This window comes from Pseudaeromonas sp. HNCC25DJ180 (assembly GCF_055413345.1).
Map to the genome: position 1 here is coordinate 1 of NZ_JBVAYF010000011.1, position 26306 is coordinate 26306.

Annotated in this window: 22 protein-coding genes; 15 read left to right on the forward strand and 7 right to left on the reverse strand. The window is 55.2% G+C overall.

Annotated elements, in window-relative coordinates; translation table 11 throughout:
• Positions 1-29: 29 nt before the first annotated feature.
• Complete coding sequence (locus tag ACZYTD_RS11175; RefSeq protein ID WP_463892087.1) at positions 30-218, reverse strand: YgaP family membrane protein; 189 nt, start codon at positions 216-218, stop codon at positions 30-32.
• A gap of 150 nt (positions 219-368) precedes the next feature.
• Between ACZYTD_RS11175 and ACZYTD_RS11180 the strand changes: the two genes are divergently transcribed.
• The gene (locus ACZYTD_RS11180; protein ID WP_463892088.1) at positions 369-788 is read left to right on the forward strand and encodes a YeeE/YedE family protein; all 420 of its coding nucleotides are present in this window, start codon (positions 369-371) and stop codon (positions 786-788) included.
• Between the two features lie 14 nt (positions 789-802).
• Positions 803-1225: a DUF6691 family protein gene (locus ACZYTD_RS11185; protein WP_463892090.1), complete on the forward strand. Its 423-nt coding sequence runs from the start codon at positions 803-805 to the stop codon at positions 1223-1225.
• Between the two features lie 98 nt (positions 1226-1323).
• On the opposite strand, the gene ACZYTD_RS11190 is transcribed toward ACZYTD_RS11185, so the two are convergent.
• A complete protein-coding gene (locus tag ACZYTD_RS11190; protein WP_463892091.1) occupies positions 1324-1824 on the reverse strand; it encodes a YfbU family protein in 501 nt (166 codons plus the stop codon).
• 236 nt (positions 1825-2060) lie between these two features.
• On the opposite strand from ACZYTD_RS11190, the gene ACZYTD_RS11195 reads away from it, so the two are divergent.
• From ACZYTD_RS11195 to ACZYTD_RS11240, 10 genes are all read left to right on the forward strand, one after another.
• Positions 2061-2606: a hypothetical protein gene (locus ACZYTD_RS11195; RefSeq protein ID WP_463892092.1), complete on the forward strand. Its 546-nt coding sequence runs from the start codon at positions 2061-2063 to the stop codon at positions 2604-2606.
• 7 nt (positions 2607-2613) lie between these two features.
• Complete coding sequence (locus tag ACZYTD_RS11200) at positions 2614-3597, forward strand: glycosyltransferase family 2 protein (protein ID WP_463892093.1); 984 nt, start codon at positions 2614-2616, stop codon at positions 3595-3597.
• A complete protein-coding gene (locus ACZYTD_RS11205; RefSeq protein WP_463892094.1) occupies positions 3594-3965 on the forward strand; it encodes a GtrA family protein in 372 nt (123 codons plus the stop codon). The genes ACZYTD_RS11200 and ACZYTD_RS11205 overlap by 4 nt, the downstream gene beginning before the upstream one ends.
• A 26-nt stretch (positions 3966-3991) precedes the next feature.
• Positions 3992-5173, forward strand: coding sequence for a hypothetical protein (locus tag ACZYTD_RS11210; protein WP_463892095.1), 1182 nt, complete (start codon positions 3992-3994; stop codon positions 5171-5173).
• Between the two features lie 399 nt (positions 5174-5572).
• Positions 5573-9628, forward strand: coding sequence for a calcium-binding protein (locus ACZYTD_RS11215; protein ID WP_463892096.1), 4056 nt, complete (start codon positions 5573-5575; stop codon positions 9626-9628).
• Between the two features lie 387 nt (positions 9629-10015).
• Positions 10016-13573: a calcium-binding protein gene (locus ACZYTD_RS11220; protein ID WP_463892097.1), complete on the forward strand. Its 3558-nt coding sequence runs from the start codon at positions 10016-10018 to the stop codon at positions 13571-13573.
• A 397-nt stretch (positions 13574-13970) separates the two neighbouring features.
• Entirely contained in the window at positions 13971-16190 is a 2220-nt protein-coding gene (locus tag ACZYTD_RS11225) for a type I secretion system permease/ATPase (protein ID WP_463892099.1), read from the forward strand.
• Between the two features lie 144 nt (positions 16191-16334).
• Positions 16335-17780 (forward strand): HlyD family type I secretion periplasmic adaptor subunit, encoded by a 1446-nt coding sequence (locus tag ACZYTD_RS11230; protein WP_463892101.1) that lies wholly within the window; start codon positions 16335-16337, stop codon positions 17778-17780.
• Between the two features lie 39 nt (positions 17781-17819).
• Positions 17820-18110 (forward strand): hypothetical protein, encoded by a 291-nt coding sequence (locus tag ACZYTD_RS11235; protein ID WP_463892102.1) that lies wholly within the window; start codon positions 17820-17822, stop codon positions 18108-18110.
• Between the two features lie 106 nt (positions 18111-18216).
• Positions 18217-18786 (forward strand): hypothetical protein, encoded by a 570-nt coding sequence (locus ACZYTD_RS11240; RefSeq protein WP_463892103.1) that lies wholly within the window; start codon positions 18217-18219, stop codon positions 18784-18786.
• 232 nt (positions 18787-19018) lie between these two features.
• On the opposite strand, the gene bcp is transcribed toward ACZYTD_RS11240, so the two are convergent.
• Positions 19019-19486 (reverse strand): thioredoxin-dependent thiol peroxidase, encoded by a 468-nt coding sequence (gene bcp / locus ACZYTD_RS11245; protein WP_463892105.1) that lies wholly within the window; start codon positions 19484-19486, stop codon positions 19019-19021.
• Positions 19487-19851: 365 nt separating this feature from the next.
• Here bcp and dapA point away from each other — a divergent pair, with 365 nt between their 5' ends.
• The 3 genes from dapA (at position 19852) to purC (ending at position 22632) form a co-directional block, all read left to right on the forward strand.
• The gene (dapA, locus tag ACZYTD_RS11250) at positions 19852-20739 is read left to right on the forward strand and encodes a 4-hydroxy-tetrahydrodipicolinate synthase (protein WP_463892106.1); all 888 of its coding nucleotides are present in this window, start codon (positions 19852-19854) and stop codon (positions 20737-20739) included.
• A complete protein-coding gene (gene bamC, locus ACZYTD_RS11255) occupies positions 20732-21856 on the forward strand; it encodes an outer membrane protein assembly factor BamC (RefSeq protein WP_463892108.1) in 1125 nt (374 codons plus the stop codon). Before dapA ends, bamC begins: the two co-directional genes overlap by 8 nt.
• A gap of 62 nt (positions 21857-21918) precedes the next feature.
• Entirely contained in the window at positions 21919-22632 is a 714-nt protein-coding gene (gene purC / locus ACZYTD_RS11260; protein WP_463892109.1) for a phosphoribosylaminoimidazolesuccinocarboxamide synthase, read from the forward strand.
• Between the two features lie 139 nt (positions 22633-22771).
• On the opposite strand, the gene dbpA is transcribed toward purC, so the two are convergent.
• From dbpA to dapE, 4 genes are all read right to left on the reverse strand, one after another.
• Positions 22772-24151, reverse strand: coding sequence for an ATP-dependent RNA helicase DbpA (dbpA, locus tag ACZYTD_RS11265; protein ID WP_463892110.1), 1380 nt, complete (start codon positions 24149-24151; stop codon positions 22772-22774).
• A 103-nt stretch (positions 24152-24254) separates the two neighbouring features.
• Positions 24255-24455: a hypothetical protein gene (locus ACZYTD_RS11270; RefSeq protein WP_463892296.1), complete on the reverse strand. Its 201-nt coding sequence runs from the start codon at positions 24453-24455 to the stop codon at positions 24255-24257.
• Between the two features lie 13 nt (positions 24456-24468).
• On the reverse strand, positions 24469-25155 hold the full coding sequence (locus ACZYTD_RS11275) for a M15 family metallopeptidase (RefSeq protein ID WP_463892286.1): 687 nt from the start codon (positions 25153-25155) through the stop codon (positions 24469-24471).
• Positions 25156-25162: 7 nt separating this feature from the next.
• Entirely contained in the window at positions 25163-26296 is a 1134-nt protein-coding gene (gene dapE, locus ACZYTD_RS11280) for a succinyl-diaminopimelate desuccinylase (RefSeq protein ID WP_463892113.1), read from the reverse strand.
• Between the last annotated feature and the right edge of the window lie 10 nt (positions 26297-26306).

Genomic DNA, 26306 nt, shown 5'->3' on the forward strand with positions numbered 1-26306 from the left:
GATCTGCTTAGGGTTCAACGCCCCCAAAGTTAATCTTGGCAGCCGAATCTGCGCAGCAGAGCCCGAGCCGGGCAGATGCCGGTAAATCCGCTTTGCAGCAGGTTGGCGCCGATAAACAGGGTCAACCAGAGAAAGTAGGGGGAGAGCCACCAAGTCAACGCTACCGAGATCAGAACCATGCTTCCGGCCATGATGCGTACGCCATCTTCTGTCTTCATCGTTTGCTCCTGCTCTGTAAATTAGGCTTTTCTAAATTATAGAGATGATTATAGAATAGTCGCTAATTTAGCAATTACTAATTTATGTTAGCCCCCCCGATCCGAGCGGGTCAAAAGCTCATAGGGGAACACTCAACAGGAGACAAGTAGATGACTCATTTTACCCCAGTCAGTGCCTTGCTAGGCGGCATGTTGATTGGCCTGGCGGCTCTGCTGCTGCTCTGGCTGCCAGGACGGATTGCGGGCATCAGCGGCATAGTGGCCGGTCTGCTCTCACCCAACCGTCAGGAGTGGTTATGGCGGGCCCTGTTTGTTTTGGGACTACTGCTGGGCGGTGGCCTGGGCTTCGAACTGTTTGCACTGCCAGCCCCTGAATTTGCCTCTGTCTCGTTACCTGTGCTGTTGATTGGTGGCGTGTTGGTGGGGGGGGGAGCCAAGCTCGGGAGTGGCTGCACCAGTGGTCACGGCATCTGTGGTATAGGGCGTTTGTCGCCGCGCTCTATCGTGGCAACCATGTGTTTCATGGGGAGCGGTTTTGTCACCGTCTTTATCACCCATCATCTGCTGTAACGGGAGCGACCTCTATGCGTTGGATTTCACTGCTTTGTGGCACCCTGTTCGGTCTGGGGTTGACGCTTTCTGGCATGGTACTGCCCAGTAAGGTATTGGGTTTTCTCGATCTGTTTGGCGATTGGGATCCGAGTTTGGCCCTGGTGATGGGGGGCGCCCTGCTGATCTTCATGCCTGGTTATTTCTGGTTGGTAAAACCTAGTGCCAGCTCTGTGAGTGGCGCGCCGTTCCATCTGCCGAGCAAACGGCAGCTTGATGGCCGCTTGGTCATGGGGAGTGCGCTGTTTGGCATCGGCTGGGGTTTGGTGGGCGTCTGCCCTGGGCCCGCACTCACCAGTTTAGTGACGGCGCAGTGGCCTTTGCTGCTGTTTGTGCTCGCCATGTTAGCGGGTATCAAGCTGGTATGCTGGTGGGAAGCGCGCGCTTCAGCAAGGTGAGATCCCTTGGTTGATACTCATTCGCGGCCTTCTCATTGAATCGGGGGCTTAGCTCGACAGCTCCCCCTTTTCAATAAACAAGGGGGAGCCGGGCGGGGTCAGGCGTTGAGAACTTTCCGAATTTCCTGAATGGAGAGTTTGTAGTGGCGTGGACAGTCGCGCCATTGGGTCAACATGCGCTGATATTTATCGCGCATACCCAGCTCGGAGTTGAGGGCCGAGCAGCGTTTGCCAAGCTCAGGGAAACGACCCTCCACATCCAGCAGGAAGCAGACATAATCGGCCAGCTCTTTCTCATGACCCCGTGAGTAGCCAATGTATTCGAGGCGTGCCGGAGCCACGTCTTGGGCTTCGCTGGCAGGCAGGTTCTCGTAAGAGACTTTCAGCGCGTGGTACATCTCCAGGGTATCGATCACCTCCTGGCAGGTCTCCTCGCTCAGATGGCCAAACTCCTTCTCCAACTCCAGCAGTTGCAAACAGTAGCCGTGCTCTATGATGGTCTGACAGCGCTGGTAGTAAGCGGCTTTTTCCGGATTAAGCTTGGTCAGTATCTCGTATTGATTACTCAGGATCAGACGCTGGGCATGGTTCATGTTCATGGCGGTTCCTCGCGATGGCGGTGAGCCAGTCGTAGTGGATGATGTGAATAGTAGTCTCTTAAATGCAGCATTACGGGTTTGAGGCCATCAGGCCATGATCCTGGTCATAGATATAGCCAGGAGGCGAGGGGCAGGGCAAAACCGGTTTTTTTTTGTGTGAAGCCGAGCCCATTCTCTGTTGTTTGCCCGGGAAGTGCTTTAGGATTGGCACACCTTGCAATTTAGCTTCTGATGTTATGCCAAGAACGCTTAAAGCACTCTTTATTCTAGCAATCCTCGGATTGTCGGCCTACTACATGACCGTACTCTACCTGGCGGCTCATCCCAAGGTCAGTTACGCCTATCGTCTCTATTATCTGGAGATGAAGACCCGATTCTGGAATCGCAACCAGACTCTGGCCTACATACCTGGAACTCGTCTGGATATGGTCAACGATAGACCCTGGATCCTGACACGCCAAGGGTGGTCTCTGCCCAAGGATGATGGTTCTGGCAGCGAGTTTGCCGGCAAGGGTGGCTTGCTGTTCACTCTGCATCGGGTGCCTGGCAAGATGAGCCTGCAGGCCGAGGTGCGTGTGCAAACAGCCAACACCAAACTTGAATTTAACGTGGGTGAACAGTGGCACGATAGCATCACCTTCACTCAGGTTGGCCCTTACAATTTCATTGTTCCTATCCCAAGCGGCTTGTTTATCGCCGATCCGTTAGCAGCCAACAGCATTAGCCTGCGCTCTAACCATCCACTGCGTTTTCAGTCGATGCAACTATCTCATGAGGAATGAGTTAACCATGGAAAAGAAGAATTTTACCCTCTCTCTGGTTGTCCCTGCCTATAACGAAGAGGAGAGCATCCAGACCTTTATCGATACCATAGACAAAGAGTTGCCCACCCTGCGTGATCAGCTGGAGATAGTGTTTGTCAATGATGGCAGCCGGGATCGGACGCGCAAGGTGATTGAAGAGGTGATCGAAAAAGATCCTCGCGTCACCCTGGTCAATCTGGCGCGCAACTTCGGTAAAGAGGCGGCCATGACGGCAGGCCTGCATCATGCCCGTGGCGATGCGGTGATCCCCATGGATGTGGACTTACAGGATCCGCCAGAGCTCATCCTGGAGTTTGTCCGCCTGTGGCAAGACGAGGGATATGACACTGTCTATGGCGTGCGAACCGATCGCAATGCCGATACCCCAATGAAGCGTCTGACGGCCGGTGGTTTCTACCGTCTGTTCAATGCCGTATCGACCACGACCAGAATACCGGAGAATGCCGGTGACTTCCGTCTGATGGATCGCCGGGTCGTTGAGGTGATCAAGCAACTGCCGGAGCGTAACCGCTTCATGAAGGGGCTGTTCGCCTGGGCTGGTTTTAACTCCATCGGTGTACCTTACGAGCGTCCGGCCCGTGCCGCCGGCGAGACCAAGTTTAACTACTGGAAGCTGTGGAACTTCGCCCTGGATGGTTTCTTCAGCTTCTCCAGCTGGCCGCTGCGGGTCTGGAGTTATGTGGGGGCTGGCGTCGCCATGCTCAGCTTCCTCTATATTCTGGTCATCATCACCAAGGTGCTCTTCTTCGGTGTCGACATGCCAGGTTATGCCTCACTCATGAGCGTTATCCTGTTCCTTGGGGGCATGCAGCTTATCTCCATCGGTGTGCTCGGTGAATACCTGGGGCGTATGTTCCTTGAGGTGAAGCAGCGTCCGGTGTTTGTGGTCGAAGGGGTGTATGGCCAATATTCCCGTGACGACAAGCGTGGTCAGCAGGAGCAGGCATGATCTCCCGTGACGAGTTCTGGCGTCTGTTCCGCTTTGGTCTGGTCGGCGGGGGGGCAACCCTCGTCGATCTGGGCACCTCGGTGGCGCTGTTTCGGCTCTGGCCGGGTATCTCCGAGCATCTGGTGACTACCTCGGCCTTCTTCGTGGCCTTCTGGTTCTCCTTCTTCGGTCATAGATACATCACTTTCCAGAAGCATGGGGCCATTGGCAAGTTTTTGCTGGTGGCGCTCTTCTCCCTGGTGGTGAGAAACGTGCTGCTCAGTGGCTTGTTGTTTGCCGGGCTCTCTGGACTGCTACCCGTGGTGATCGCGACCCTGGCGGTGACCATACTGACTTACCTGCTCTCCCGGGTCTGGGTTTTTGTCTAATTGCTGACTAGGAGTCTGTCGCCAAGATGCATGTAGAAAATGTCCATGTGGTACCCGAGCGACTGAGCATTGGCCGCCGTGACTGGCTGCTGATCCTGCTCGCCTTTGTCATAAGTCGGGTGGCTCTATATGCCATCGGCTATTTCGGTGCCATGCACTACAACGTGGAAACCGACTTTTTCGATGCGGTGAACGTAACCAGTGCCGTGGAGGTCGATATCCCTGGCATCTTCTGTCAGTTCGACTGTGGCTGGTTTCAGAGCATCGCTGATGTGGGCTATGACACCTATCCCCACGGTTTGACTACCGGCCATGCAGCCAATTGGGCCTTCTTGCCCGGTTATCCGCTGTTGGGGCTATGGGTGGGCAAGCTGCTGGGAATTGGTACTCTCAATGCGTTTTATCTTATCGCCAACCTGTCGTTTCTGGCCGTGCTGCCGCTCTTTTTCCTTTGTCTGCGTCAGTTGGGGCAGGATCTGGATACCGCGCGCAATGGCGTCTGGCTGATGGCGTTCTCGCCCTTTTCCGTCTACTTCATCGCCCCCTATACCGAGGCGCTGTTTATGGCGCTATCGCTGATGTTGTTTCTGTTTGCCTATCGCCATCGTTGGCTTTGGGTGGCGATTGCTGGCATGTTGATGGCCTCGATTCGCAATCAGGGAGTGCTGGTGGTCTTTTCGGTGGCCATTCTCGCCTTGCAGGCCTATGGCTGGCGGGAACTGCTGCGGTTTGGCGACCGAAGCCTGCGTGTCATGCTGACGATTTGGGTCATACCACTGGTGTTGTTCTGCTACATGCTCTATCTCTACCACCATGTGGGCGATGGCATGGCGTTTAAGAATATCCAGCTGGCGTGGGGACGGATCTCGGATAATCCGTTCCGCTATTGGTGGGAGGGGTTTAGCACCGGCGGGCGTAAGTACTATCTCTCTGTGGTGATCATGCTGGGTTGGGCGTTAAATATCTATCTGCTCTACCAGCGTCGCTATGCGGAGGCGCTGTTCCTGTTCTTGGGAACCATAATACCCCTGCTGACCAGTACCAATGCCTACCCGCGTTATATGTTCGGGCTTTACCCGACCATGTTGGCGCTGGTGTTGTTTGTGCGTAATAAACCGACGCTGCGTCCCCTGCTGCTAGCGCTCTCGGCCCTGCTCTCGGCGTTCTTCACCATTGCCTGGGTCAACGCCAAGTTCTTTGTGGTGTAGCGGCATTTCGCTCTTTTTTCCTCTCTTGTAAGCACAGGGCCGACAGTTGATCGGCCCTGTGCTTTTTCTGCTTACAGCTAACCCGATATGTGCTTGGAATAGATCGTTGACGGATGGTTGTGGATGCTTTTGATTTAGCGCGTGAAAGGTTCCATCCGTGGCACTTAGATTGCGCTGTTATCCCACTACGCCTGGCTTCATCCTTTTCATGTGGATCTGCCTGACAACCTCTTACTTTTCTTTAGATGGTACTTTAATCCCACTTGTTGCGGATTCCTTCGACACTATGCCTTGTCTTACCGTATTAGGCTAAATTGCCTAGGTCTTGCTAATGATGGCCAGGAACAGGGAAGGGATATCTATCGTCACCGCGAGGTGACTAACAACAGGGAACATGGGATGACAACAATCAATAATCAACTGATTACCGTGCGGGCTTCGGCCGATTTGGCCGGCAGCATAGGGGCAAAGATGCAGCTGCTGCTCAATGGCAGGCCGATTGGCGAGACCGAGGTGCGCAGCAGCAATACCCAGGAATTTACCTTTTCAATTCCAATGGGCGCCATGCAGGCGGGGGCGGATAACCAGCTGGATCTGGTCTTTACCAATGATACCTACACGCCGGGAAATGGCTCCAGAACTGGCGCCGATCGTAATCTCTATGTGGAGAGTGTGCGCGTGGGCTCCTACCTGATGCAGCCGGGCGATTCAGGCGCCTCTCTGGAGCGTTTTAGCACCGGGGAACGCTTTGCCGGTCAGAGCAAGGTGGCCTGGAATGGTGCCCTGCACTTTACTGTGCCGGCGGCGGCCACGGCCAGCATCAATAGACAGGTGGTGGGGACTGCTGGCAATGATGTATTAAGCGGTGGCGCTGGTAACGATCTACTGGTGGGCAAGGAGGGGGCGGATGTCTATCTCTTTGGTCGCGGTAGCGGTGCCGATGTGATTGATAACAGTGATAGCGACCCGTTTGGCAGTCGGCCGGATACCCTGTCACTGGCGCCAGATCTGCGACCGGCTGATCTGCAACTGGCGCGCAGTGGGGACTCCCTGCTATTGACCATCAAGGGCAGCCAGGAGAGGGTTGAACTGCTGGATTACTTCAAGGAGGGGGGCAATTCGATACTGGAATCGATCTGCTTTGTTGATGGCACCAACTGGACTCCTGAGCTTATCCGTCAGCGATTTACGACTGCCACCTCTGGCAATGACAACCTATACGGCGCCTCCAGTCCAGATCTCTTGTCCGGTGGTGCTGGTGATGATGCCCTATACGGGCTGGCCGGTGACGATGTTCTGGATGGTGGTGCCAGCGATGACTATCTGGTCGGTGGTGCTGGCAATGACACCTATCTGTTTGGCAAGGGTGATGGCATAGATGTTATCTATGATATGGACGAGAGCGAACGCAACCTTGCCTCGTTTGATCGTCTGCGTTTCAAGCCGGGCTTGACCGCCCAGGATCTGGATATCTACACCTCGGAAAACAGCATGGTGTTTCGTATCCGAGCCACGGGTGAACGTGTCTATGTCAGCAACTGGTGCACGGGTGCCGGTTATGCCCTGCAGGGGGTCGAGTTTGCCGATGGTTCATCGATCAGCGCTTCGGCATTGCGCTCGGTTCCCGATTACCCCACGGGTTTTCCCTATAGTCAGCATTTGACCGGGAGTGATGCTGATGATCGCCTCTATGGCGATGGCGGCAACGATACCCTGTTCGGCGGCGCCGGGAATGATCGCCTGGAGGGGGGGCGTGGCAATGATCTGCTAATTGGCAGTAATGGGGCCGACACCTATGTCTATGGCCAGGGGGATGGCAGCGATTATATTGATAGCTACGAACCTGGCGCCAACGGCATGGCGAGTGCCCATGATCGGCTGCTGTTCAAGGCCGGGATCTCCGCCAGTGATCTTGGCATCCGACGCAGTGGTTCGGATTTGATACTCCAGCTAAAGAACTCCAGTGATCAGATTGCTATCAGCAATTGGTTTGGCGGTGAGGCCTTCAAGCTGCAAACCATAGAGTTTGCCGATGGCAGCAAGCTGAACACGGCACAGATAGAGCAGTGGCTGGATACTGCTCCGCGTTTTGGTACCGAGATCAATGATCAGCTCTTCGGTGGTGGGCAAGTTGATCGCCTCTACGGTTTGGCGGGGGATGATTTGCTGGTAGGTGGTGAAGCCAATGATTGGCTAGAGGGTGGGCGTGGCAGTGACTTGCTAGTCGGTGGGAATGGGGCAGATTCTTACGTCTATGGCCAGGGGGATGGTGCGGATCGTATTGATAACTACGAACCTGGCGCTAGCAGCGTGGTGGGATCTCATGATCGGCTGCTGTTCAAGGCCGGGATCTCCGCCAGCGATCTTGGCTTCCGTCGCATTGGCTCGGATCTGATGGTGAATACTAATAACTCCAGCGATCAGATCTGTATCAGCAACTGGTTTGGTAGTGAGGCCTTCAAGCTGCAATCTATCGAATTTGCCGATGGCAGTAAGCTGTCGACCCAGCAGATCGAAGCCATGGCGCTGGCGATGCCGATTAGCGGCAGCAGTGGCGATGATTATGTGTATGGCACCTTCGGAGCGGATTATCTCTCTGGCCTGGCGGGGGATGACAAGCTGCTGGGTGGTTATGGCGATGACTGGCTCGATGGTGGCTTGGGTAATGATTCCCTGCGCGGTGAAGGCGGGAGTGATACCTACCTATTCGGGCGTGGGGATGGGCAGGACAATATCGAAGAGGATTATGGTCAGGTGAGTGGGCGTCTGCTCTTCAAGGAGGGGATCAGCCGTGACGATATCACCTACCGCCGCGAGTGGGACCAGCTGATTTTTGCCATCAAGGGTAGCAGTGATCAGATTGCTATCAGTCACTGGTTTGGTAATTCACCCAGCAAGTTGCAGTCTGTGGCGTTTGCCGATGGCAGCACACTGGATCTGCAGCAGATGGAACAGCAGCTGACTACCATTCAGGGGACAGCCGGTGACGATACCCTCTATGGTTACGAGAGCGATGATACCCTCTATGGCCTTGATGGAATTGATTACCTCTATGGTGCTTCGGGGAATGATCGCCTGGATGGCGGTGTGGGTAATGATTATCTGGATGGCGGCAGTGGTGACGATACCTATATCTTCGGTCTGGGTGATGGCTTGGATACTATTTCTAATAACAATGCGTATGGAGTGATGGGCAGTGATCGCCTGCTCTTTAAGGAAGGGATTAACGCTTCGGATATCGACTTCCAATGTAGTGGTCAGGATCTGATTGCAAGCATAAAAGGGACGGGTGATGAGGTCACGATAAAAGCCTGGTTCCTCCAGGATTGGTTCAAGTTACAGACATTCGAATTTGCTGATGGCACCAATATCAGTCGGAGTGACGTGGATCAGCGCTTTATGCAGGGCGATGCCGGTAACAACACCCTTAAAGGCTCGGCGCAAGATGAGATCCTGCTTGGGTTGGATGGGGATGATCGCCTTGATGGCGGTTATGGTAATGACAGCCTGCAAGGCGGTAATGGCAAGGATTTGCTATTGGGCTCGGGAGGCAACGACAAGCTTCTGGGTGAGGATGGCGATGATCAGCTCAATGGCGATACGCGTTTAGCAACCATAGTGGTCAAGGCTTCTGCCAATCTGCTCAACGATGTCGGCGCCATGATGCAGTTGCGGCTGGATGGCAAAATCGTAGGTCAGAGCGAGGTGCGTGCCATGACCCTGACCGATTACGCCTTTGATGTGGCCCTGCCTGCCGGTAGCAAGGGGGCGCTGGATGTGGTGTTTATCAATGATGCGGTCATCAATGGCAAGGATCGCAACCTCTATGTGGATAGCATCAAGGTAGAGGATTACCTGTGCAAGTCCACCGATAGCAGCGTCAAGCTGGATAGGGGCAACGGGGCGGCCGCTTTTGATGGCCTCAATGTGATTAATGGTCAGAAGGGGGTCTACTGGAACGGTGCCCTGCGCTTTACCCTGCCCCAGAGCCTGTTCCCTTCCGCGGGCAACGATACGCTTGACGGCGGATTAGGTAATGACATCCTGGATGGGGCGGGTGGAAACGATTATCTCTATGGCGGTAGTGGCAATGACACCTATCTGTTTGGTCGGGGTTATGGCAGCGATACCATTCTGGATTGGTCTGGTTCTGACACCTTGCAGCTTAACGAGGGGATCTCGGCCGACCAACTCTGGTTTAGCAAGAGCGGCTATGGCCTCAAGGTGGCTGTAATTGGCACGACAGATAATGTTACCGTAGCCAGCTGGTTTTCTGATACCAGTGAACAGGTTGAGCAGATTAAGACCGCTGATGGCAAGACGCTGCTGACCTCCCAGGTGCAGAATCTGGTGGCCGCCATGTCCAGCCTAACGCCACCTGCGGCGGGGCAGACCTCGCTCTCGGCGGACTATCACAGCAAGCTCGATGCCGTGATTGCCGCCAACTGGAAGTAAGCCGACATTGATGTGGATAAAAGAGGGGCCATCTGTGGATGGCCCTTTTTTTCTTAAAAAATAAATAAAATCAGATGGTTACTGAATGCCAATTAAAATCAAATAGATATAATTAATTGCTTATATTGAGTATTTTATTTGTGTTATTCCCATCTTCCCGCTGCTTTGCACCTTTTTCCTGACCAACTTGCTTCCTGTGGCCCACTTTTGGCGATTACGTCGACGGGTGACTCTGTTCGCTATTTATGGCTGCTAGCACTTTATTCCCACTTTTGGCTGCTTCAAATGGGCCTTATTCAAGCATACCTTGCTCAATCCAGACGCTTGCTTACCCAATCTTACACAGGCGGCGTCAGCAGGAGTTTTCTATCAAAAAAGGAGCACGGGATGGCTAGGACAACACAAAGACAGACAATCAGAATTCGCGCCAAGTCGACACTGCTGGACGGCAAGGGCGGCATCATGCAGTTGCGTATCGACGGTAAGGTGGTGGGCGAGGTGGAGGTCACTGCCACCAGCCTCAAGACTTATTCGTTCAAGGTCAATTTGCCAGTGGGGGCCGAGAGCAAGCTGGATCTGGTGTTTACCAATGCCGCTACCAAGGGGAGCGCCAGCCGAACTCTCTATGTGGATAAGGTGCAGGTCGGCAACTATATGATGAACCCCGGCGACAAGGGGGTGAGCTACGATCGTGGCCGCGGTACGGCCGCTTTTGATGGCCGCAGTGTGCTGACTGGTCGCAAAAACCTGACCAGTAGCGGTGCCCTGCGCTTTACCGTACCCAATATGATCACCGGCACCACAGCTGCCGAGACCCTCACCGGCACAGCTGGTAACGATGTGCTCGATGGCGGGGCGGGGAATGACTCACTATATGGTGGCACAGGCAATAATACCTACCTGTTCGGCAAGGGAGATGGTAATGACACCCTCTATGATGCCAAAGGAAGCAATGGTCTGGTATTTAAAGCCGGGATCACCAAGAGTGATATCGATATTTACCGCGATAACACAACACTGGTTTTTAAAATAAAAAGCACGGGGGAAATATTTACTGTCACCGAGTGGTTTGCCAACCGGGACAAGTTAAGCTCGGTAACGTTTTACGATGGCAGTGTTCTGGATCTTTCCTCGATAGGTAATGCCTTGAGCCCCATTCGAGGTGGCGCGGGCAATGATAAATTACAGAGCGGATCGGGGAATAGTATTTTAGATGGCGGGGATGGCGATGATCAGCTCAATGGTGCATGGGGGAATGATATTTTAATTGGCGGCCAGGGTAATGATACGCTCAATGGTGCATGGGGTAATGATATTTTAGATGGTGGTACCGGTAACGATACTCTTGATGGCTCCTGGGACAATGATCTTTACCTCTTTGGCAAAGGCGATGGTCAGGATTATATTTCAGACAACAGGGGATCCAATCGTTTGCAGTTTAAAAGCGGTATTGGCATCGATGATCTGGAATATACGCGCAGTAGTTCCGGTCTGACCATCAGCATCAAGGGAACCACGGATAGCATCAGGATCGGCTCCTGGCCAGCGTGGCAATCGATAGCTCTTGCTGATGGTACCGAGCTGGATCTTGCCGCCATTACCAAGAAGGTATCGGTCATTAATGGTAATGATGAAAATAATATCATTGATGGATTTGATAGCAATGATTCCCTATATGGTTTTGCTGGTAATGACACGCTGAATGGCGGTTTGGGAGATGATCTGCTGGATGGTGGCAAAGGCAATGATTATCTCTATGGTAAAAATGGCAATGATAGCTATCTCTTTGGCATAGGTGACGGAAGCGATACGATTGATGATGATACAGGAAACAATCGTCTTATCTTTAAATCTGGAATTACAACTGCCGATGTAACGTATTCTCGTGATGATAGATCGATTGTTTTCTCGCTCAAAAGTGGTGATAAAATAAAAGTGATTAATCTATTGTCAACCTCTTTTTTCCCTGGTCGTTTAAATAGTGTGGAGTTTGCTGATGGTAGTAAGCTGGATTTAAATCAGGTATTGCAAGAGGCAAGAACATCACGAGGAAATGAACAGGATGATATTATTTATGGCACTTGGGGTATTGAGAATATTTTATTGGGCTTAGCGGGTAATGATAAATTAACAGGTAACTGGTGTGATGATTTGCTGGATGGTGGCACTGGCGATGATGAACTGGATGGTGGTGGTGGGAGTGATACCTATCTCTTCGGACTAGGAGATGGCAAGGACACTATCAAAATTGCTGATTACACCGATATTCTGCGTTTTAAGGCAGGTATCAGCAGTAGTGATATTCTCAGCAGCAGAAATAGTGATGATCTGGTGCTCTCCATTAAGGGCTGCAGTGATCAAGTGACCATCAGTAACTGGTTTACCTCCAGTCGGTTCAAGTTGGCAAAGGTGGAATTTACCGATGGTGGCTCACTGGATCTGCAGGCCATCGATTATCAGCTGCGCCAGCTTAACGGGGATGATCAGGATAACCAGATCTCCAGCTCTGATGCGGCTGACTATCTCTATGGTCTTGGCGGTAATGATGTACTCCGTGGCAATGGGGGCAATGATCTCCTCTCGGGGGGAACGGGTAACGATACCCTGAGCGGCGGTAGCGGGGATGATACCTACTACTTTGCCCGGGGCGATGGCCAGGATCGTATCGAAGTGCAGGAGCCCGGTGTTACTATCCAAGAGAGCAATAACGATATCCTGCAGTTTGCCGCAGGGATCAGTGCCGACGATCTAACCTACCAGCGTAAGGCTCAGGAGCTGGTGATTGGTATCCGGGATAGTCAGGATCAGATCGCCATCAGCAACTGGTTTGTAAGCAAGGATAACCAGTTGGCATCTATCCGTTTGGCCGATGGTTCTATTGTCGACACTAAAGCGGTCGAGCAGGAGCTGATCACCATTCGCGGCACGGCCGGGGATGATTGGCTGCAAGGGCTGGTGGGGGACGATGCGCTGCTGGGGTTTGCTGGGAACGATGTATTACTCGGTGAACATGGCAATGATCTTCTCGATGGTGGTGCAGGCAATGATCAGCTGGATGGCGGCGCAGGGGATGATACCTATCTCTTTGGTTATGGTGATGGCAAGGATGTTATCCATATGAGTGCCTATGATCCTGCGAATAATGCGAGTGAGGATACCCTGCGCTTTAAAAGCGGCATTCGCCCCGAGGATGTGGAGTACTTCTATCAGCAGGACTCCTTTCCTTCGGATGGTTCCCATGTGGATTCCGGGCTGGTATTGCGCCTTAAATCGACCGGTGAGCAGGTGACGCTCACAGACTTTTTTAGTTATAAGGGGAACGTTAGCTTGGATGCCATCGAGTTTGCCGATGGCGGTTCACTGGATCCTATGCGCATCCTGCTGGACTCTCTTCCTATCAATGGTTCGAATGAGTCAGGTAGTCTCTATGGTGAGGATGCAATGAGTGACATCCTCACCGGCATGGGTGGCAATGATCAGATAGTTGGACGCGGTGGCAATGATCTACTGGCCGGAGGCACTGGCAACGATCTGCTCTATGGCGGGACGGGGGATGATACCTATCTCTTCGGGATGGGGGATGGCAGTGACACCATCTTTAACCAGGATGTTAGTGGCAACGATACCCTGAGATTTATGGATGGTATTCAGGCCGATCAGCTCTGGTTCCTGCACAGTGAGGATGATCTGCTGGTCTCCCGGATTGGCAGCGACGACAAGGTGACCATAGATGGCTGGTTTGCCAACTCGCCTGACTGGAGGACTCCTACTGGAAATCAGCTGGATCAGATCCGCAGTGGTGATGGCAAGACGCTGTTGACCTCCCAGGTGCAGAATCTGGTGGCGGCCATGTCCAGCCTGACGCCGCCTGCAGCGGGGCAGACCTCGCTCTCGGCGGATTATCACAGCAAGCTCGATGCCGTGATTGCCGCCAACTGGAAGTAAGCCAACATTGATGTGGATAAAAGAGGGGCCATCTGTGGATGGCCCTTTGTTTTTCTGGTTCTTGCTGGCTACATATTTCAATGAGCTGAGGATCTATTGAATGATGCCGTAATGGATCTCGGTTTCAGATTGAACTTCTATTGACTGTTGGAGCCGTGGTGACGTTGGAAGTGGTACCGTCGCTCTGCCCTTGTAAATACAGGGAAGATAGTGGATCTGGTCTATCTAATTTTGCCGTTTAGGTTAATCAGAAGGGTCTATGTCTCACGGTTTACGCTGAAAATCACCCCCTGTTAGATTTTCGTTTGGCTACACTGGACGCCTTCCAATAGTGTGCTAGCGATATGGCTAGCTGGAGCGGTCGGTGCAGGATAGCATCGACATAAAAGGAAAAAATATGGATCGTTTGACACTGGTTGAGGACAACCAGCAGGGGAGTGCGCCCAAGGCACCGGATGTGTCACAGGTGATGGAGGCAGAAGGTACGAATAAGGCTCCCGAACTCGATAGCGGTCTGCTCTGTCTGGTGATGCTGGCCCGTTTTCACGGCATCGCTACCGAGCCGGAGCAACTGGCTCACGAGTTTCGCGTGCCCGGCAAGTACTTCGACGAAGAGGCGCTGCTATTGGCCTGCAAGAAGCTGGGGCTGCAGGCCCGCGCCGTGACCACCAGACCGGAGCGTTTGGCCAAGACTCCCTTGCCCGCTCTGGCCCAGATGAAAGATGGCCGCTTTGTGATTGTGGCCAAGCTGGAAAGCGCGGAAGAGGGCACCGGACGGGTGCTGGTGCAATCTCCCGAGGTGGGTCGCCCCGAGCTGCTGGAGCTGGCCGACTTTGTATCGGCCTGGAGTGGCCGCCTTATTCTGGTCACCTCCCGCGCCGCGCTGGCTGGCGAGCTGCGCAAGTTCGACTTCTCCTGGTTTATTCCCGCCGTGGTCAAGTATCGCAAGCTGCTTGGCGAGGTGCTGCTGATCAGCTTTGTGCTGCAGCTCTTTGCCCTGATCACCCCGCTCTTCTTCCAGGTGGTGATGGACAAGGTGCTGGTGCATCGCGGCTTCAGTACCCTGGATGTGATTGCGGTGGGGCTGCTGGTGGTGGTCACCTTCGAGGTGATCCTGACCGCCCTGCGCAGCTATGTCTTTGCCCATACCACCAGTCGTATCGACGTGGAGCTGGGGGCCAGCCTCTATCGCCATCTTATCGCCCTGCCGCTGGCCTATTTTCAGGCGCGTCGGGTGGGGGATTCGGTGGCCCGGGTGCGGGAGCTGGAGAATATCCGCGCCTTTCTCACCGGTAATGCCATCACCATTTTGCTGGATCTGCTCTTCTCCGTGGTCTTCCTCTCGGTGATGCTGCACTACAGCAAGATGCTGACCCTGATAGTGGTGCTCTCCATCCCCTGTTACATACTGCTCTCGGCGGGCTTTACTCCCGTGCTGCGCCGCCGCCTGAACGAGAAGTTCAGCCGGGGCGCCGAGAATCAGTCTTTTCTGGTGGAGAGTGTCTCGGGGATTGATACCTTAAAATCCATGGCGGTCGAGCCCCAGATGACCCGCCAGTGGGACAAGCAGCTGGCAGGCTATGTTTCGGCCAGCTTCAAGACCAGTACCTTGAGCACCCTGGCCGGTGCCGGGGTGACCCTGGTGGGCAAGCTGGTGACGGTGGCGACCCTCTGGTTTGGTGCCCGGCTGGTGATCGACGCCGAGCTCAGTGTCGGCCAGCTTATCGCCTTTAACATGCTGGCCGGACAGGTGGCCCAGCCCGTGATGCGGCTGGCCCAGCTCTGGACCGACTTCCAGCAGACCGGCATCTCGGTGCAGCGCCTGGGCGATATCCTCAATACCCCCACCGAAACCAATAGCCAGCAACTCACCCTGCCGCGTCTGCAGGGGGGGATCCGCTTTGACAACGTGCAGTTTCGCTACCGTCCCGATGCCAATCCGGTGCTCAGGCAGATCGATCTGACGATCGCGCCGGGCGAGGTGATTGGCGTGGTGGGGCGTTCCGGCTCGGGGAAGAGCACCCTGACCCGTCTGGTGCAGCGCCTCTATGTGCCCGAGCAGGGACGGGTGCTGATCGACGGCATCGACTTGAGCGTGGTGGATGCCTCCTCGCTGCGCCGCCAGATAGGGGTGGTGTTGCAGGAGAACCTGCTGTTTAACCGCACCATACGGGAAAACATTGCCCTGACCGATCCGGGCGCGCCGCTGGAGCGGGTGATGCAAGTGGCCAAATTGGCGGGTGCCCATGAGTTCATCCTCGAGCTGCCGGAAGGGTATGACACACAAGTGGGCGAGCATGGCACCGGCCTCTCCGGTGGTCAGCGCCAGCGCATCGCCATCGCCCGCGCCCTGCTGACCAATCCGCGCATCCTGATCTTCGACGAGGCCACCAGTGCCCTGGATTACGAGTCCGAACGCATCATCCAGCAGAACATGCAGGCTATCAGCCGTGGCCGCACCGTCATCATCATCGCTCACCGCCTGAGTGCGGTGCGCCATGCCAACCGTATCGTGGTGCTGGATCGCGGCCAGATCGTGGAGCAGGGCTCCCATCAGGAGTTGCTGCAATACGAGGCGGGTCACTACGCCAGACTGCTGCGGATGCAGCAGGGGTAGGCAGAGTCAGGGAGTAACGCTCTCTATTTAAGGGGGCGTTATTACACTCCTCCCCCTTTTGAAGGGGGAGGTTGGGAGGGGGTTAACCCCACCCCGGCCCTCCCCTTGAAAAAAGGGGAGGGAGAAGATCGCAAGGATTGAGTCATGAATGGATTGAAGTTTTATCTACAGGGTTGGGTGGAGTTACTGGCCCGTTATCGTGCCATCTGGGGTCATGCCTGGCTGCGGCGCCACGAGATGACGCCGCCGACGCGTACCGCCGATGAGCTGGCCTTTTTACCGGCGGCGCTGGCGCTGCAGGAGGCGCCGGTCTCGCCCATCCCCCGGGTGACGGCCTGGCTGCTGATGAGTTTTGCCCTGCTGGCGCTGCTCTGGGCCTGCTTTGGCCAGATAGACATAGTGGCCACGGCCCAGGGCAAGGTGGTGCCAAGCGACAGGGTCAAGACCATACAGCCCATGGAGACCGCCACGGTCAAGGCCATTCATGTCAGAGAAGGGCAAGTGGTGAAGGCGGGCGATCTGCTGCTGGAGCTGGACGCCACCGAGGCCCAGGCCGATCTGTCACAACTTAGCCACGATAGCGAGAACGGCCGCCTGCAGTTCGCTCGAGCCGAGGCCATGTTGCAGGCCATCGGCACGGGCCAGGCGCCTACGCTGGGCGTCGCCGCCAAGGGGGCGTTGGCCAATATCAGTGCCCCTCGGCTGCTGCAGGAGCAGGGGCTGCTCTCCAGTGAGTGGCAGGAGTATCAGAGCAAACTGGCCCAGCTCTCTTCGGAGATCCAGCTGCGGGAGGCGCAAAAACATGCCAGCCAAGCTCAGATCGCCAAGCTGCAGCGGAGTCTGCTGCTGACCCGGGAGCGGGAGGCGGACTTTGCCCACTTGCAGCAGGAGAAGTATGTCGCCCGCCATGCGTGGATGGAGCAAAAGCAGCTGCTGATCGAGCAGGAGGGCACCCTGGCGAGCGAGCAGGCGTCGCTGGAGGAGCATGGCGCGGGCATAGTCGAGGCACAGCGGCAGATGGTGGCCCTTACCGCCGAGCTGTCGCGCACCTGGCAGGACAAGCTGCGCGAAGGGCAGCAGCAGGCCCTCAATGCCGAGCAGGGGCTGGTCAAGGCGCGTCAGCGCGACAAGTTGCGCCGCATGACGGCGCCGGTGAGCGGCACAGTGCAGCAACTGGCCGTGCATACGGTGGGCGGTGTGGTGACCCCGGCCCAGCCGCTGATGGTGATAGTGCCCGATGATTATCCGCTGGAGATCGAGGCCTTTTTGGAGAACAAGGATATCGGCTTTGTGAATAGTGGCCAGAGCGCCACGGTCAAGGTTGAAGCCTTCCCCTATACCAAATACGGCACCCTGCAGGGCGAGGTGGTGAATGTCTCCGGCGATGCCATCAACGACGAGAAGCGTGGTCTCATCTACAGCACCCGGGTCAAACTGGCCCAGACCAATATCGCCGTGGAAAACAAGCGGGTCAAACTCAGCCCCGGCATGGCCGTCAGCGTGGAAGTTAAAACCGGCAAACGCCGGGTGATGGAATATTTCTTAAGCCCGCTAATGGAATATCAAAGTGAGAGTTTTAAAGAGCGATAGTCTGGATTTAAAAGGCAAAATAATGACAGGTTTATAAAAATGAAGATTAGGAAAAGTACATCTTTGGTGATGGTGCTGCTTAGTATGCCACTTGGTTTTTCTTTTTGGTGGGGTGCTTATCGTTATCTTGATATGCCAGTGCAGAGTAATGCCCATCTCGTGGGTGCGTTCTTTTCAATGGCATCTGGATTGGTCTCGCACACTATGTCAACGCTATTTCCTGATGATGAAGGTGATTACATTTCAGGCTTTGGGGTTTTATCCTTGTTACTTTTGTTTTTGTCAGTGTTATCCATGATGGGTATGAGTGCTCACTATTTATTGAAATAAATTATAGGTGCGACTAGAGATGCGTAATTGCACGAATGGTTCGACCTGAATGTAATTAACATACGCAAGATAATAATTATTATCTTGCTGGGTAATAGGAGGCGTTATGTATATACCTGCCAATCTTGATATTGCTGAACTGTCAAATGATAAGCTGATAAGAAAGCCAAGGTTCTGGTTGCCGATATTGTTGGCGATCTTGCTGGTTCTGTATCGTATGGAACCTGGTTCTGCTTTCGTGTTGATTATAGATCAGTGGGTTATCTGGTTGTCGGCCTATTGGCCTGCCTTGGCGGACTGGATGGCGCGTTCGGCATTTCCTCCCGTCACCGGCTGGTGGTTCTCTCTCCAGGCGATTCTGTTTCCCTATTATGTTTATATTTTTTCATGCCATAAACTAGATGAAGAAAAATTCAGTAAGTGGATTTCTCTTGGCGTGAAACGTCATTTTTATCCTCTACTGCTGCTTGTCCTGGTGGGCTGTTTTTCAGCGTTAGCTTTCTGGGTTGCGTTACCGGTAAAGAAGCAATGTCGATTCGATTGCGTGCATGAGGATGTGATTGTTCAAATAATTTATGGTTCGTGTCAGTTGTTCACCATTAGTTACTTCTGGAGTATGGTGTTTTTTTGGCTTAAAAATTTCAGAATTATCTACCTAGACCATATCAAAGAGTGAAGTCGAGGGTGGCACCTTAGTTGGGCTTAGTGTTGGCCTTGAGTGGTGGATATTTCGGCGGGGAACGGCTAGGGGGCGAGATGGTGAGCGTCCTGTGGCTACCCAGTTTGCCTTGGGCTGGATATTGAGATCTTGGCACAAGATTTCGTCCTCCAGGCACTAGCCATCAGAAGCAAGACGGCCGATCAGTTGATCGGCCTTTTTGTTGTTGGGTGAAACGAAAACCGCCCAGCTACAGGCTCTTGAGATAATCCAGTACCACCTGATGGTGGTTGTTGGTCTTGAACTCATCAAACACCTTGCTGATCACGCCCTGCTCGTCGATGAGAAAGCTGATGCGGTGGATGCCGTCATACTCCTTGCCCATAAACTTTTTCGGGCCCCAGACGCCGAAAGCTTCGGCCACGGCATGGTCTTCATCGCCCAACAGGGTGAAGTTGAGCTGCTGTTTCTCTATGAAACTCTTCAGGCGTTTGGCTGGGTCGGGGCTGATGCCCAGCACCACAGTGTTGAGGGCCGCCAGCTCAGTCTGGGTGTCCCGCAGGCCACAGGCCTGGGTGGTGCAGCCAGGTGTACTGGCCTTGGGGTAGAAGTAGACCAGGACCCGCTTGCCGCGCAACTGGGAGAGGGTAACGGGCTGGCCATCCTGGTCGGGCAGGGTGAAGTCAGGGGCGGCTGTTCCGGCGGTCAAGATGGGCATGATGGATCCTCACAGGGGTTGGGTGATGGAAAAATAACGCGCGGCGCCCGGGCGTTGGCACCATGTAATCAAAACCAGCAGAGGCTTGCCCGTTTCACATGCTGTTGGCTAGCGAGGCTGAACGCGGGCGCACCTTGGTCGGTTGGCTGGGCCTCGGGTTGCAGCATAGATATGCTTCAGCCTTGATTGCAATAGGTGTTGCGCCTTGCCCATAGGGTAACGACGAGATAATGGTTCATGCCTGCTGGTTTCTGCAAGACGTCAGGGGAGGGTAACACGTCCCCTGCAGCATTGACGCCATCTCCCTTGTATTTACGGGGGGGGAGTCTTACCATAACGGGCCTGCAAACCCGGAGTTTTGATCCATGCTAAGCGGTAGTCTCGTTGCTCTCATCACCCCCATGGATGACCATGGTCTTGTCGATTATCCCTCCTTACAGCGCCTGGTTGAGTATCATGTTGAAAGTGGTACCTCGGCTATCGTTGCCATGGGAACAACGGGGGAGTCGGCGACGCTGGAGCTTGACGAACATCTGCAAGTGGTGGCGAAAACCCTGGAATACGCGGCGGGTCGTCTGCCCGTGGTCGCAGGTTGTGGCTCCAACAGTACCCGGCATGCCATCGAGTTGGCGCGAGGCGTTAAGCAATTAGGGGTGGAGTGGGGGCTCTCGGTGACCCCTTATTACAATAAACCGACCCAGGAAGGGCTATATCGTCACTTTGCCGCCATAGGTGAGGCTAGTGGTCTGGCGCAAATTCTCTATAATGTGCCGGGTCGCACCGGATGTGATCTGCAAACGGCCACAGTGGCGCGATTGGCGCACCAGTATGGTATTTGTGGCCTCAAGGATGCGACCGGGGATCTCAACCGGCTTGTACCGCTCCGTGAAGCATGTGGCGTCGATTTCGGGCTCTATAGCGGAGATGATGCGACTGGATGTGATTTCATGCTGCGGGGTGGTAACGGGGTGATCTCGGTAACCAACAACGTGGCTGCCGCCGAGATGGCCCTGATGTGCCAGGCGGCACTCTGTGGTGAGCGGGATCGTGCCCTGGCGCTCAATGAGCTGTTGATGCCGCTGCATCGAACCCTATTTATTGAATCTAATCCAATCCCGGTTAAGTGGGCAGCCGCTCGACGGGGATTGATAGCCAAGTCCAGTTTACGTTTGCCGCTGACCTCGTTGAGTGTCACAGCTCAAGAGGCGGTGGAGCAGGCGTTGACCCGAGCGGAGTTGCTCAAGCGTGCATAAACACAACAATAACACTTTGCCAGCGCTCTGGATGCTGGGTCTGGTCGGAGCCAGCCTGTTGGCTGGCTGTGGCTCTGTGGCTGAGCGTAAGCAGGCTAATCATGATTTTGATTATCTGGATGCCAAACTGGTCACCAAGCCGTTTCAGATCCCGACTGGATTGCAGACGCCCGCCTATGGCAGCGAGTATAAGATACCGCCGCTGGCGCCTGCCGTGAGCAAGGGGGCTTTGGGAGAGGCGGTCGATGTGCGCTCCCCCGTACAGATCTTGAATCTGGTCCCCGGCAGCCGGGCTGAGGTTGCGGGTAACAATGTGACCCTATGGTTTACCGCTCGTAGCGTGACGCAAAATGTAGACAACGAGGTGTGGAACCAGTTAGTGGGCTTTCTCACCCGTCGCGGCATAGTGGTAGCTAACCTGGATCCGGTGGCGCGCACTCTGGATACGGATCTTTTCTATGCCTCGGGTTCCCTCGCGCCATGGAGTGATGCGGCGGAGGAGAATGAAGAGACTCAGGTACATCAGAAGTATCGTTTCCAGTTGAAAACGGATTCCACTCTGCATCGTACCGGTCTGACCGCCGAGCTGGTGTCTCATGAAGCATTCCATGATGGCGATAAGGATGAGAGCCCGCTCACCGTGTTTGAGCGTCGCCGTTACTCGGCCCTGATGCTCAATCAGGTGGCCGTGGATTACGATAAGCAGTTGCGCATTGGCCAGGTGCAGGTGGTTAATGGTCGTGCCGAGATGAGTTTGGGGGTGGATGACAATGGTCTCACCGCCTGGCTGGTGGATGCGCCGTTTGATGCTACCTGGCAGCGTCTTATAACCATGCTGCCGAAGCTCAACTTTGAAATCACCAGCAAGCCGGAATCTAAAGGGCTGATCGTCGTCGATTACGACGAGCCGGATGCTGATTTCTGGAAGGCCCATGATATCGAGCCCTTCGGCTTGGACTCGGGCACTTATCGTTTACAACTGGGTGAGTTTAAGGGCAAGACCTCTATTACCCTGTTTGATGAAGATAAGAAGCCGGTGCCGACCTCAGTGGTCAGCAAGATGTTTATCGGTTTGTCCAAGGCCTTTGGCCGTGAACAGGCTGTGCGTACCAAGTAAGCAAGGGGGCATGGGTGCCCCTTTGTGCTATCTGTAACCCCACTTACTGGAGTAAGTCCGCAATGGAAAAGAAAGCCGAACTGTATCGTGGCAAGGCCAAATCCGTCTACACCACCGACGATCCCACCCGTCTCGTCTTGCTGTTTCGCAACGATACGTCTGCTTTTGATGGTGAGAAAGTGGAACAGCTGGACCGTAAGGGCATGGTGAACAACAAGTTCAACCACTTCATCATGACCAAGCTGGAAGAGGCCGGTGTGCCTACTCAGATGGACCGCCTGCTCTCCGACAATGAGGCCCTGGTGAAGAAGCTGGACATGGTGCCGGTTGAGTGCGTGGTACGTAACGTAGCCGCTGGCTCTATCTGTCGCCGTCTGGGTGTGCAAGAGGGTCTGGATCTGAATCCGCCGACCTTCGAGTTCTTCCTGAAGAACGATGCCCTGCACGATCCTATGATCAACGAATTCCACATCCGCTCCTTTGGCTGGGCCACAGATGAGCAAGTGGTGCGCATGAAAGAGCTGACCTTCAAGGTCAATGATGTGCTGAAAAAGATGTTTGATGACGCCGGTCTTATTCTGGTGGATTACAAGCTGGAGTTTGGCGTGTTTGAAGGTCAAGTGGTACTGGGTGACGAATTCTCGCCAGATGGCTGCCGTCTGTGGGACAAGGCTACTCGCCAGAAGCTGGACAAGGACCGTTTCCGCCAGGGTCTGGGTGGCGTGGTTGAAGCCTACGAAGAAGTGGCTGGCCGTCTGGGTATCAAGCTGGACTAACGATTGGCCGGGCAAACAGCTCACTGTTTGTCGGTAAGAAACAATAAAGGGCGCGACCATTGGTCGCGCCCTTTATCATTCTGTGCGCCGTGACAGGCGCTATCTGGCTGGTTAGTGGCCTGGCATCATGGTTACCAGCTTAGAGTACCAGCCTGGCTTTGCAGTTCTTACCCTTAAGCTTGCCCTGCTGCAGTTGCTTGAGTGCCTTCTGGGCGCTGGCCTGGCGGATAGCCACGTAGGCGTGGGTGTCGAACAAGTCAATCTTGCCTACTTCACTGCCTGCTAGACCCGCTTCGCCGGTCAGGGCGCCGAGAATATCGCCTGGGCGGATCTTGGCCTTGCGACCGCCATCGATGCACAGGGTCACCATCTCGGGCTCCAGGGGCTCGTTGCCGCTGGATTTGAGAATAGAGAGATTAAGCCAGCTCAGACGATGGCCCAGATAATCTTCCAGGGCCAGGGCCCGTTGCATCTCCTGGGGCAGGCAGAGGCTCAAGGCCAGACCGCTCTGCCCGGCGCGGCCGGTACGGCCGATACGGTGGATGTGGATCTCCGGGTCTTGGGCCATCTCATAGTTGATGACGGCCGCCAGATCCTTGATATCCAGACCGCGGGCGGCCACATCGGTGGCGACCAGTACCCGGCAGCTCTTGTTGGCGAAGCGAACCAGCACCTGATCCCGCTCCCGCTGCTCCAGATCCCCATGCAGCGCCAGGACCGAAATGCCGCGGGCGCGCAGGGTATCGTGCACGGATTGGCACTCCCGTTTGGTGTTGCAGAAGATGACGCTGGAGTCGGGACGGTAGTGGGCTAGCAGCTGTAGCAGGACGCCGATGCGGGCACCACGCTCTACCTCGAAGAAGCTCTGATCGATATGACGACTGTCATGGGTGGCTTCGACGCTCACCTCCACCGGATCCCGTTGTACCTGGGCGCTGATGCGCGCTATCTCTTCCGGATAGGTAGCAGAGAAGAGCAGCGTCTGGCGTTGCTTGGGTGCTTGGCGGATCACATCTGTCATCACATCGGCAAAGCCCATGTCCAGCATGCGGTCAGCTTCATCCAATACCAGCATTTTCAGGTGGTCCAGCTGCAGGCTCTTGCGGAATAGATGATCCTGGATACGACCCGGTGTGCCCACCACTATATGTGCCGGGTGTATAAGGGAGTCCAACTGGGGGCCCATGGGGACACCACCACACAGGGTCAGGATCTTGATATTCGGGGTGAAGCGCGCCAGGCGGCGCAGCTCCTTGCTCACCTGATCGGCCAACTCGCGCGTGGGGCAGAGCACCAGCGCCTGGGTCCGATAGTGGCTAACATCCAGACGGCTGAGCAGGCCAATGCCGAAGGCGGCGGTTTTGCCGCTGCCAGTCTTGGCCTTACCGACCACGTCTTTGCCTTGCAAGATGAGCGGCAACGCCTTGGCCTGGATAGGGGTCATGGTGGCATAGCCTAAGGATGCCAAATTGTGCAGCTGTTCATCGGGCAGCGCCAGGCTGGAAAAGTCTGTATTCACGGTTAACTCATATGGATAGGAAAAGGGCTGTCTCGCGGATAGTGGCGAGGCAGGATGGTGCAGATGATAGCAGAGTTAGGGGCTAGGTGCCGGAAAAGCCGCCTCAGGGGGCGGGCTTGTCATCTTTGTGTTCGGGCTTTGGCGCAGCGGGAGGCCAATCATCATCCTCGTCATCTTTGACTTCGCGGATCTTGTCGCGGTATTTGGGCAGTTGTTTTTCCAACTGCTTCATATCCTTGATGGCATTTAAGAAAATACCCAGCAACAAGAGCAGGGGCAATCCGATCCAGAGCCATACATTCATAAACTGACCTTATTTAGGCGGGGGCTAAGGGCGCGAGCACGAAACGCTGCCACAGGGTGGGTAACTGAGCCAGTATACAGGATTGCCCGGCCAGGTTGGAGTGACTCAGGCAGTGGTAGAGGGCTTGGAGCTCTAGCTCTTGGGCCATGAGCGCGGCGTCTGGCTGGAAACTTAGATGCCAGGGCTCGGCTGCGACGCCCCCTTGGGTTTGGCTGTGCTCGGTAAAGGGGCGATAGAAGCCGAATTCGGCCATATGAGCATCGAGCCAGGCCGTGAGCGGGGCAAAGTAACCTTCGCAGCCATACTCCCACGGCTCCAATTGCAAGGGGTGTCCTGCGGGTAGCAGGGCCGGGGAGTAGATATCCAGATCTGAGCCCCAGTGGTGGCGACTGGTGCCGGGCAGGGCGCTCCAGCGCAGGATGGCGGCGACCCGCTGCTCCTCGCTCAGGCGGGCCACCGCTAAGGGGTGACATTGGGCATCCAGCAAGGGACGCACGCCGGTGAACTTGTCATTCCAGATCTGCAGTTGTCGGGCAAAATCCCGGTAACTGGAGGCGATGGCCAGTTCAATGCCATCGGCGCGAGCCGCCTGCTGCATGGCCAAAAAGGCCGTAGCCGTGCCCGGCATCAGGCGATGGCCGGAATCGGGCAGGGATTGCAAGTGGCTGGGGTCGAGCCCCAGCCAGTGGGCGCTAGTCAGTTGCATATCAGGCCAGCAGTTTGCGCAAGATCAGGGTGTACATGTCGGTGAGTTGCTCCAGATCCGCAACTTTTACACACTCATTGAGTTTGTGGATGGTGGCATTGATGGGACCAAGCTCGATGACCTGGGCACCGGTACGGGCGATGAAGCGGCCATCCGAGGTGCCACCACTGGTAGAGAGCTCGGTCGGAATGCCGGCAACTTCCTTGATGGCAGCGACGGTCGCCTCGACCAGATCGCCAGCGGGCGTGAGGAAGGGGTGGCCACTGAGGGTCCAAATTAGCTCATACTCCAGGCCATGTTTATCCAGTATGGCGTGAACCCGCTGTTTGATCATCTCATCCGTCAGCTCTGTGCTGAAGCGGAAGTTAAACTGCACCTGCAGTTCACCGGGAATGACATTGGAGGCGCCAGTGCCGGCCGAAATATTGGGGATCTGGAAGCTGGTTGGCGGGAAGAAGTCGTTGCCTTCATCCCAGACGGTACTGGCCAACTCGGCTAGCGCCGGAGCTGCCTGGTGGATTGGATTGCGGCCCAGATGGGGATAGGCCACATGGCCCTGAATGCCCTTGACGAGCAGATCGCCTGTGATGGAGCCCCGGCGCCCATTTTTCACCATGTCGCCAACCGTCTGGCTGGAGGAGGGTTCGCCCACCAGGCACCATTGGATCTTCTCATTGCGGGCTTCGAGGGTTTCAATCACCTTGGGGGTGCCATTGATGAAGGGACCCTCTTCATCACTGGTGATGAGAAATGCGATGGAGCCGTTATGATCTGGGTGGGCCGTGACGAAGCGTTCCACCGCCACTAGCATGGCTGCCAGAGAGCCTTTCATATCGGCGGCGCCGCGGCCGTAGAGCATGCCCTCTTGGAGCGTGGGCTCGAAGGGAGGGAAGGTCCATTTATCCAGTGGTCCGGGCGGCACCACATCGGTATGCCCGGCAAAACAGAACAGGGGCCCTGCAGTGCCGCGGCGGGCCCAGAGATTGGTGGTGTCATGAAACACCATGGGTTCGATAGTAAAGCCAAGAGAGGCCAAGTAGTCGGCCATCATCTGCTGGCAACCGGCATCTTCCGGGGTGACGGAGGGACGAGCGATGAGGTCACGCGCCAGGGCCAAAACGGGAGAGTCAGACATCATGTTTCCT

Bases quoted from the DNA above. Each gene is read 5' to 3' on its own strand.
- ACZYTD_RS11175 (WP_463892087.1), bottom strand. From the start codon at position 218: ATGAAGACAGAAGATGGCGTACGCATCATGGCCGGAAGCATGGTTCTG.
- ACZYTD_RS11180 (WP_463892088.1), top strand. From the start codon at position 369: ATGACTCATTTTACCCCAGTCAGTGCCTTGCTAGGCGGCATGTTGATT.
- ACZYTD_RS11185 (WP_463892090.1), top strand. From the start codon at position 803: ATGCGTTGGATTTCACTGCTTTGTGGCACCCTGTTCGGTCTGGGGTTG.
- ACZYTD_RS11190 (WP_463892091.1), bottom strand. From the start codon at position 1,824: ATGAACATGAACCATGCCCAGCGTCTGATCCTGAGTAATCAATACGAG.
- ACZYTD_RS11195 (WP_463892092.1), top strand. From the start codon at position 2,061: ATGCCAAGAACGCTTAAAGCACTCTTTATTCTAGCAATCCTCGGATTG.
- ACZYTD_RS11200 (WP_463892093.1), top strand. From the start codon at position 2,614: ATGGAAAAGAAGAATTTTACCCTCTCTCTGGTTGTCCCTGCCTATAAC.
- ACZYTD_RS11205 (WP_463892094.1), top strand. From the start codon at position 3,594: ATGATCTCCCGTGACGAGTTCTGGCGTCTGTTCCGCTTTGGTCTGGTC.
- ACZYTD_RS11210 (WP_463892095.1), top strand. From the start codon at position 3,992: ATGCATGTAGAAAATGTCCATGTGGTACCCGAGCGACTGAGCATTGGC.
- ACZYTD_RS11215 (WP_463892096.1), top strand. From the start codon at position 5,573: ATGACAACAATCAATAATCAACTGATTACCGTGCGGGCTTCGGCCGAT.
- ACZYTD_RS11220 (WP_463892097.1), top strand. From the start codon at position 10,016: ATGGCTAGGACAACACAAAGACAGACAATCAGAATTCGCGCCAAGTCG.
- ACZYTD_RS11225 (WP_463892099.1), top strand. From the start codon at position 13,971: ATGGATCGTTTGACACTGGTTGAGGACAACCAGCAGGGGAGTGCGCCC.
- ACZYTD_RS11230 (WP_463892101.1), top strand. From the start codon at position 16,335: ATGAATGGATTGAAGTTTTATCTACAGGGTTGGGTGGAGTTACTGGCC.
- ACZYTD_RS11235 (WP_463892102.1), top strand. From the start codon at position 17,820: ATGAAGATTAGGAAAAGTACATCTTTGGTGATGGTGCTGCTTAGTATG.
- ACZYTD_RS11240 (WP_463892103.1), top strand. From the start codon at position 18,217: ATGTATATACCTGCCAATCTTGATATTGCTGAACTGTCAAATGATAAG.
- bcp (WP_463892105.1), bottom strand. From the start codon at position 19,486: ATGCCCATCTTGACCGCCGGAACAGCCGCCCCTGACTTCACCCTGCCC.
- dapA (WP_463892106.1), top strand. From the start codon at position 19,852: ATGCTAAGCGGTAGTCTCGTTGCTCTCATCACCCCCATGGATGACCAT.
- purC (WP_463892109.1), top strand. From the start codon at position 21,919: ATGGAAAAGAAAGCCGAACTGTATCGTGGCAAGGCCAAATCCGTCTAC.
- ACZYTD_RS11270 (WP_463892296.1), bottom strand. From the start codon at position 24,455: ATGAATGTATGGCTCTGGATCGGATTGCCCCTGCTCTTGTTGCTGGGT.
- dapE (WP_463892113.1), bottom strand. From the start codon at position 26,296: ATGTCTGACTCTCCCGTTTTGGCCCTGGCGCGTGACCTCATCGCTCGT.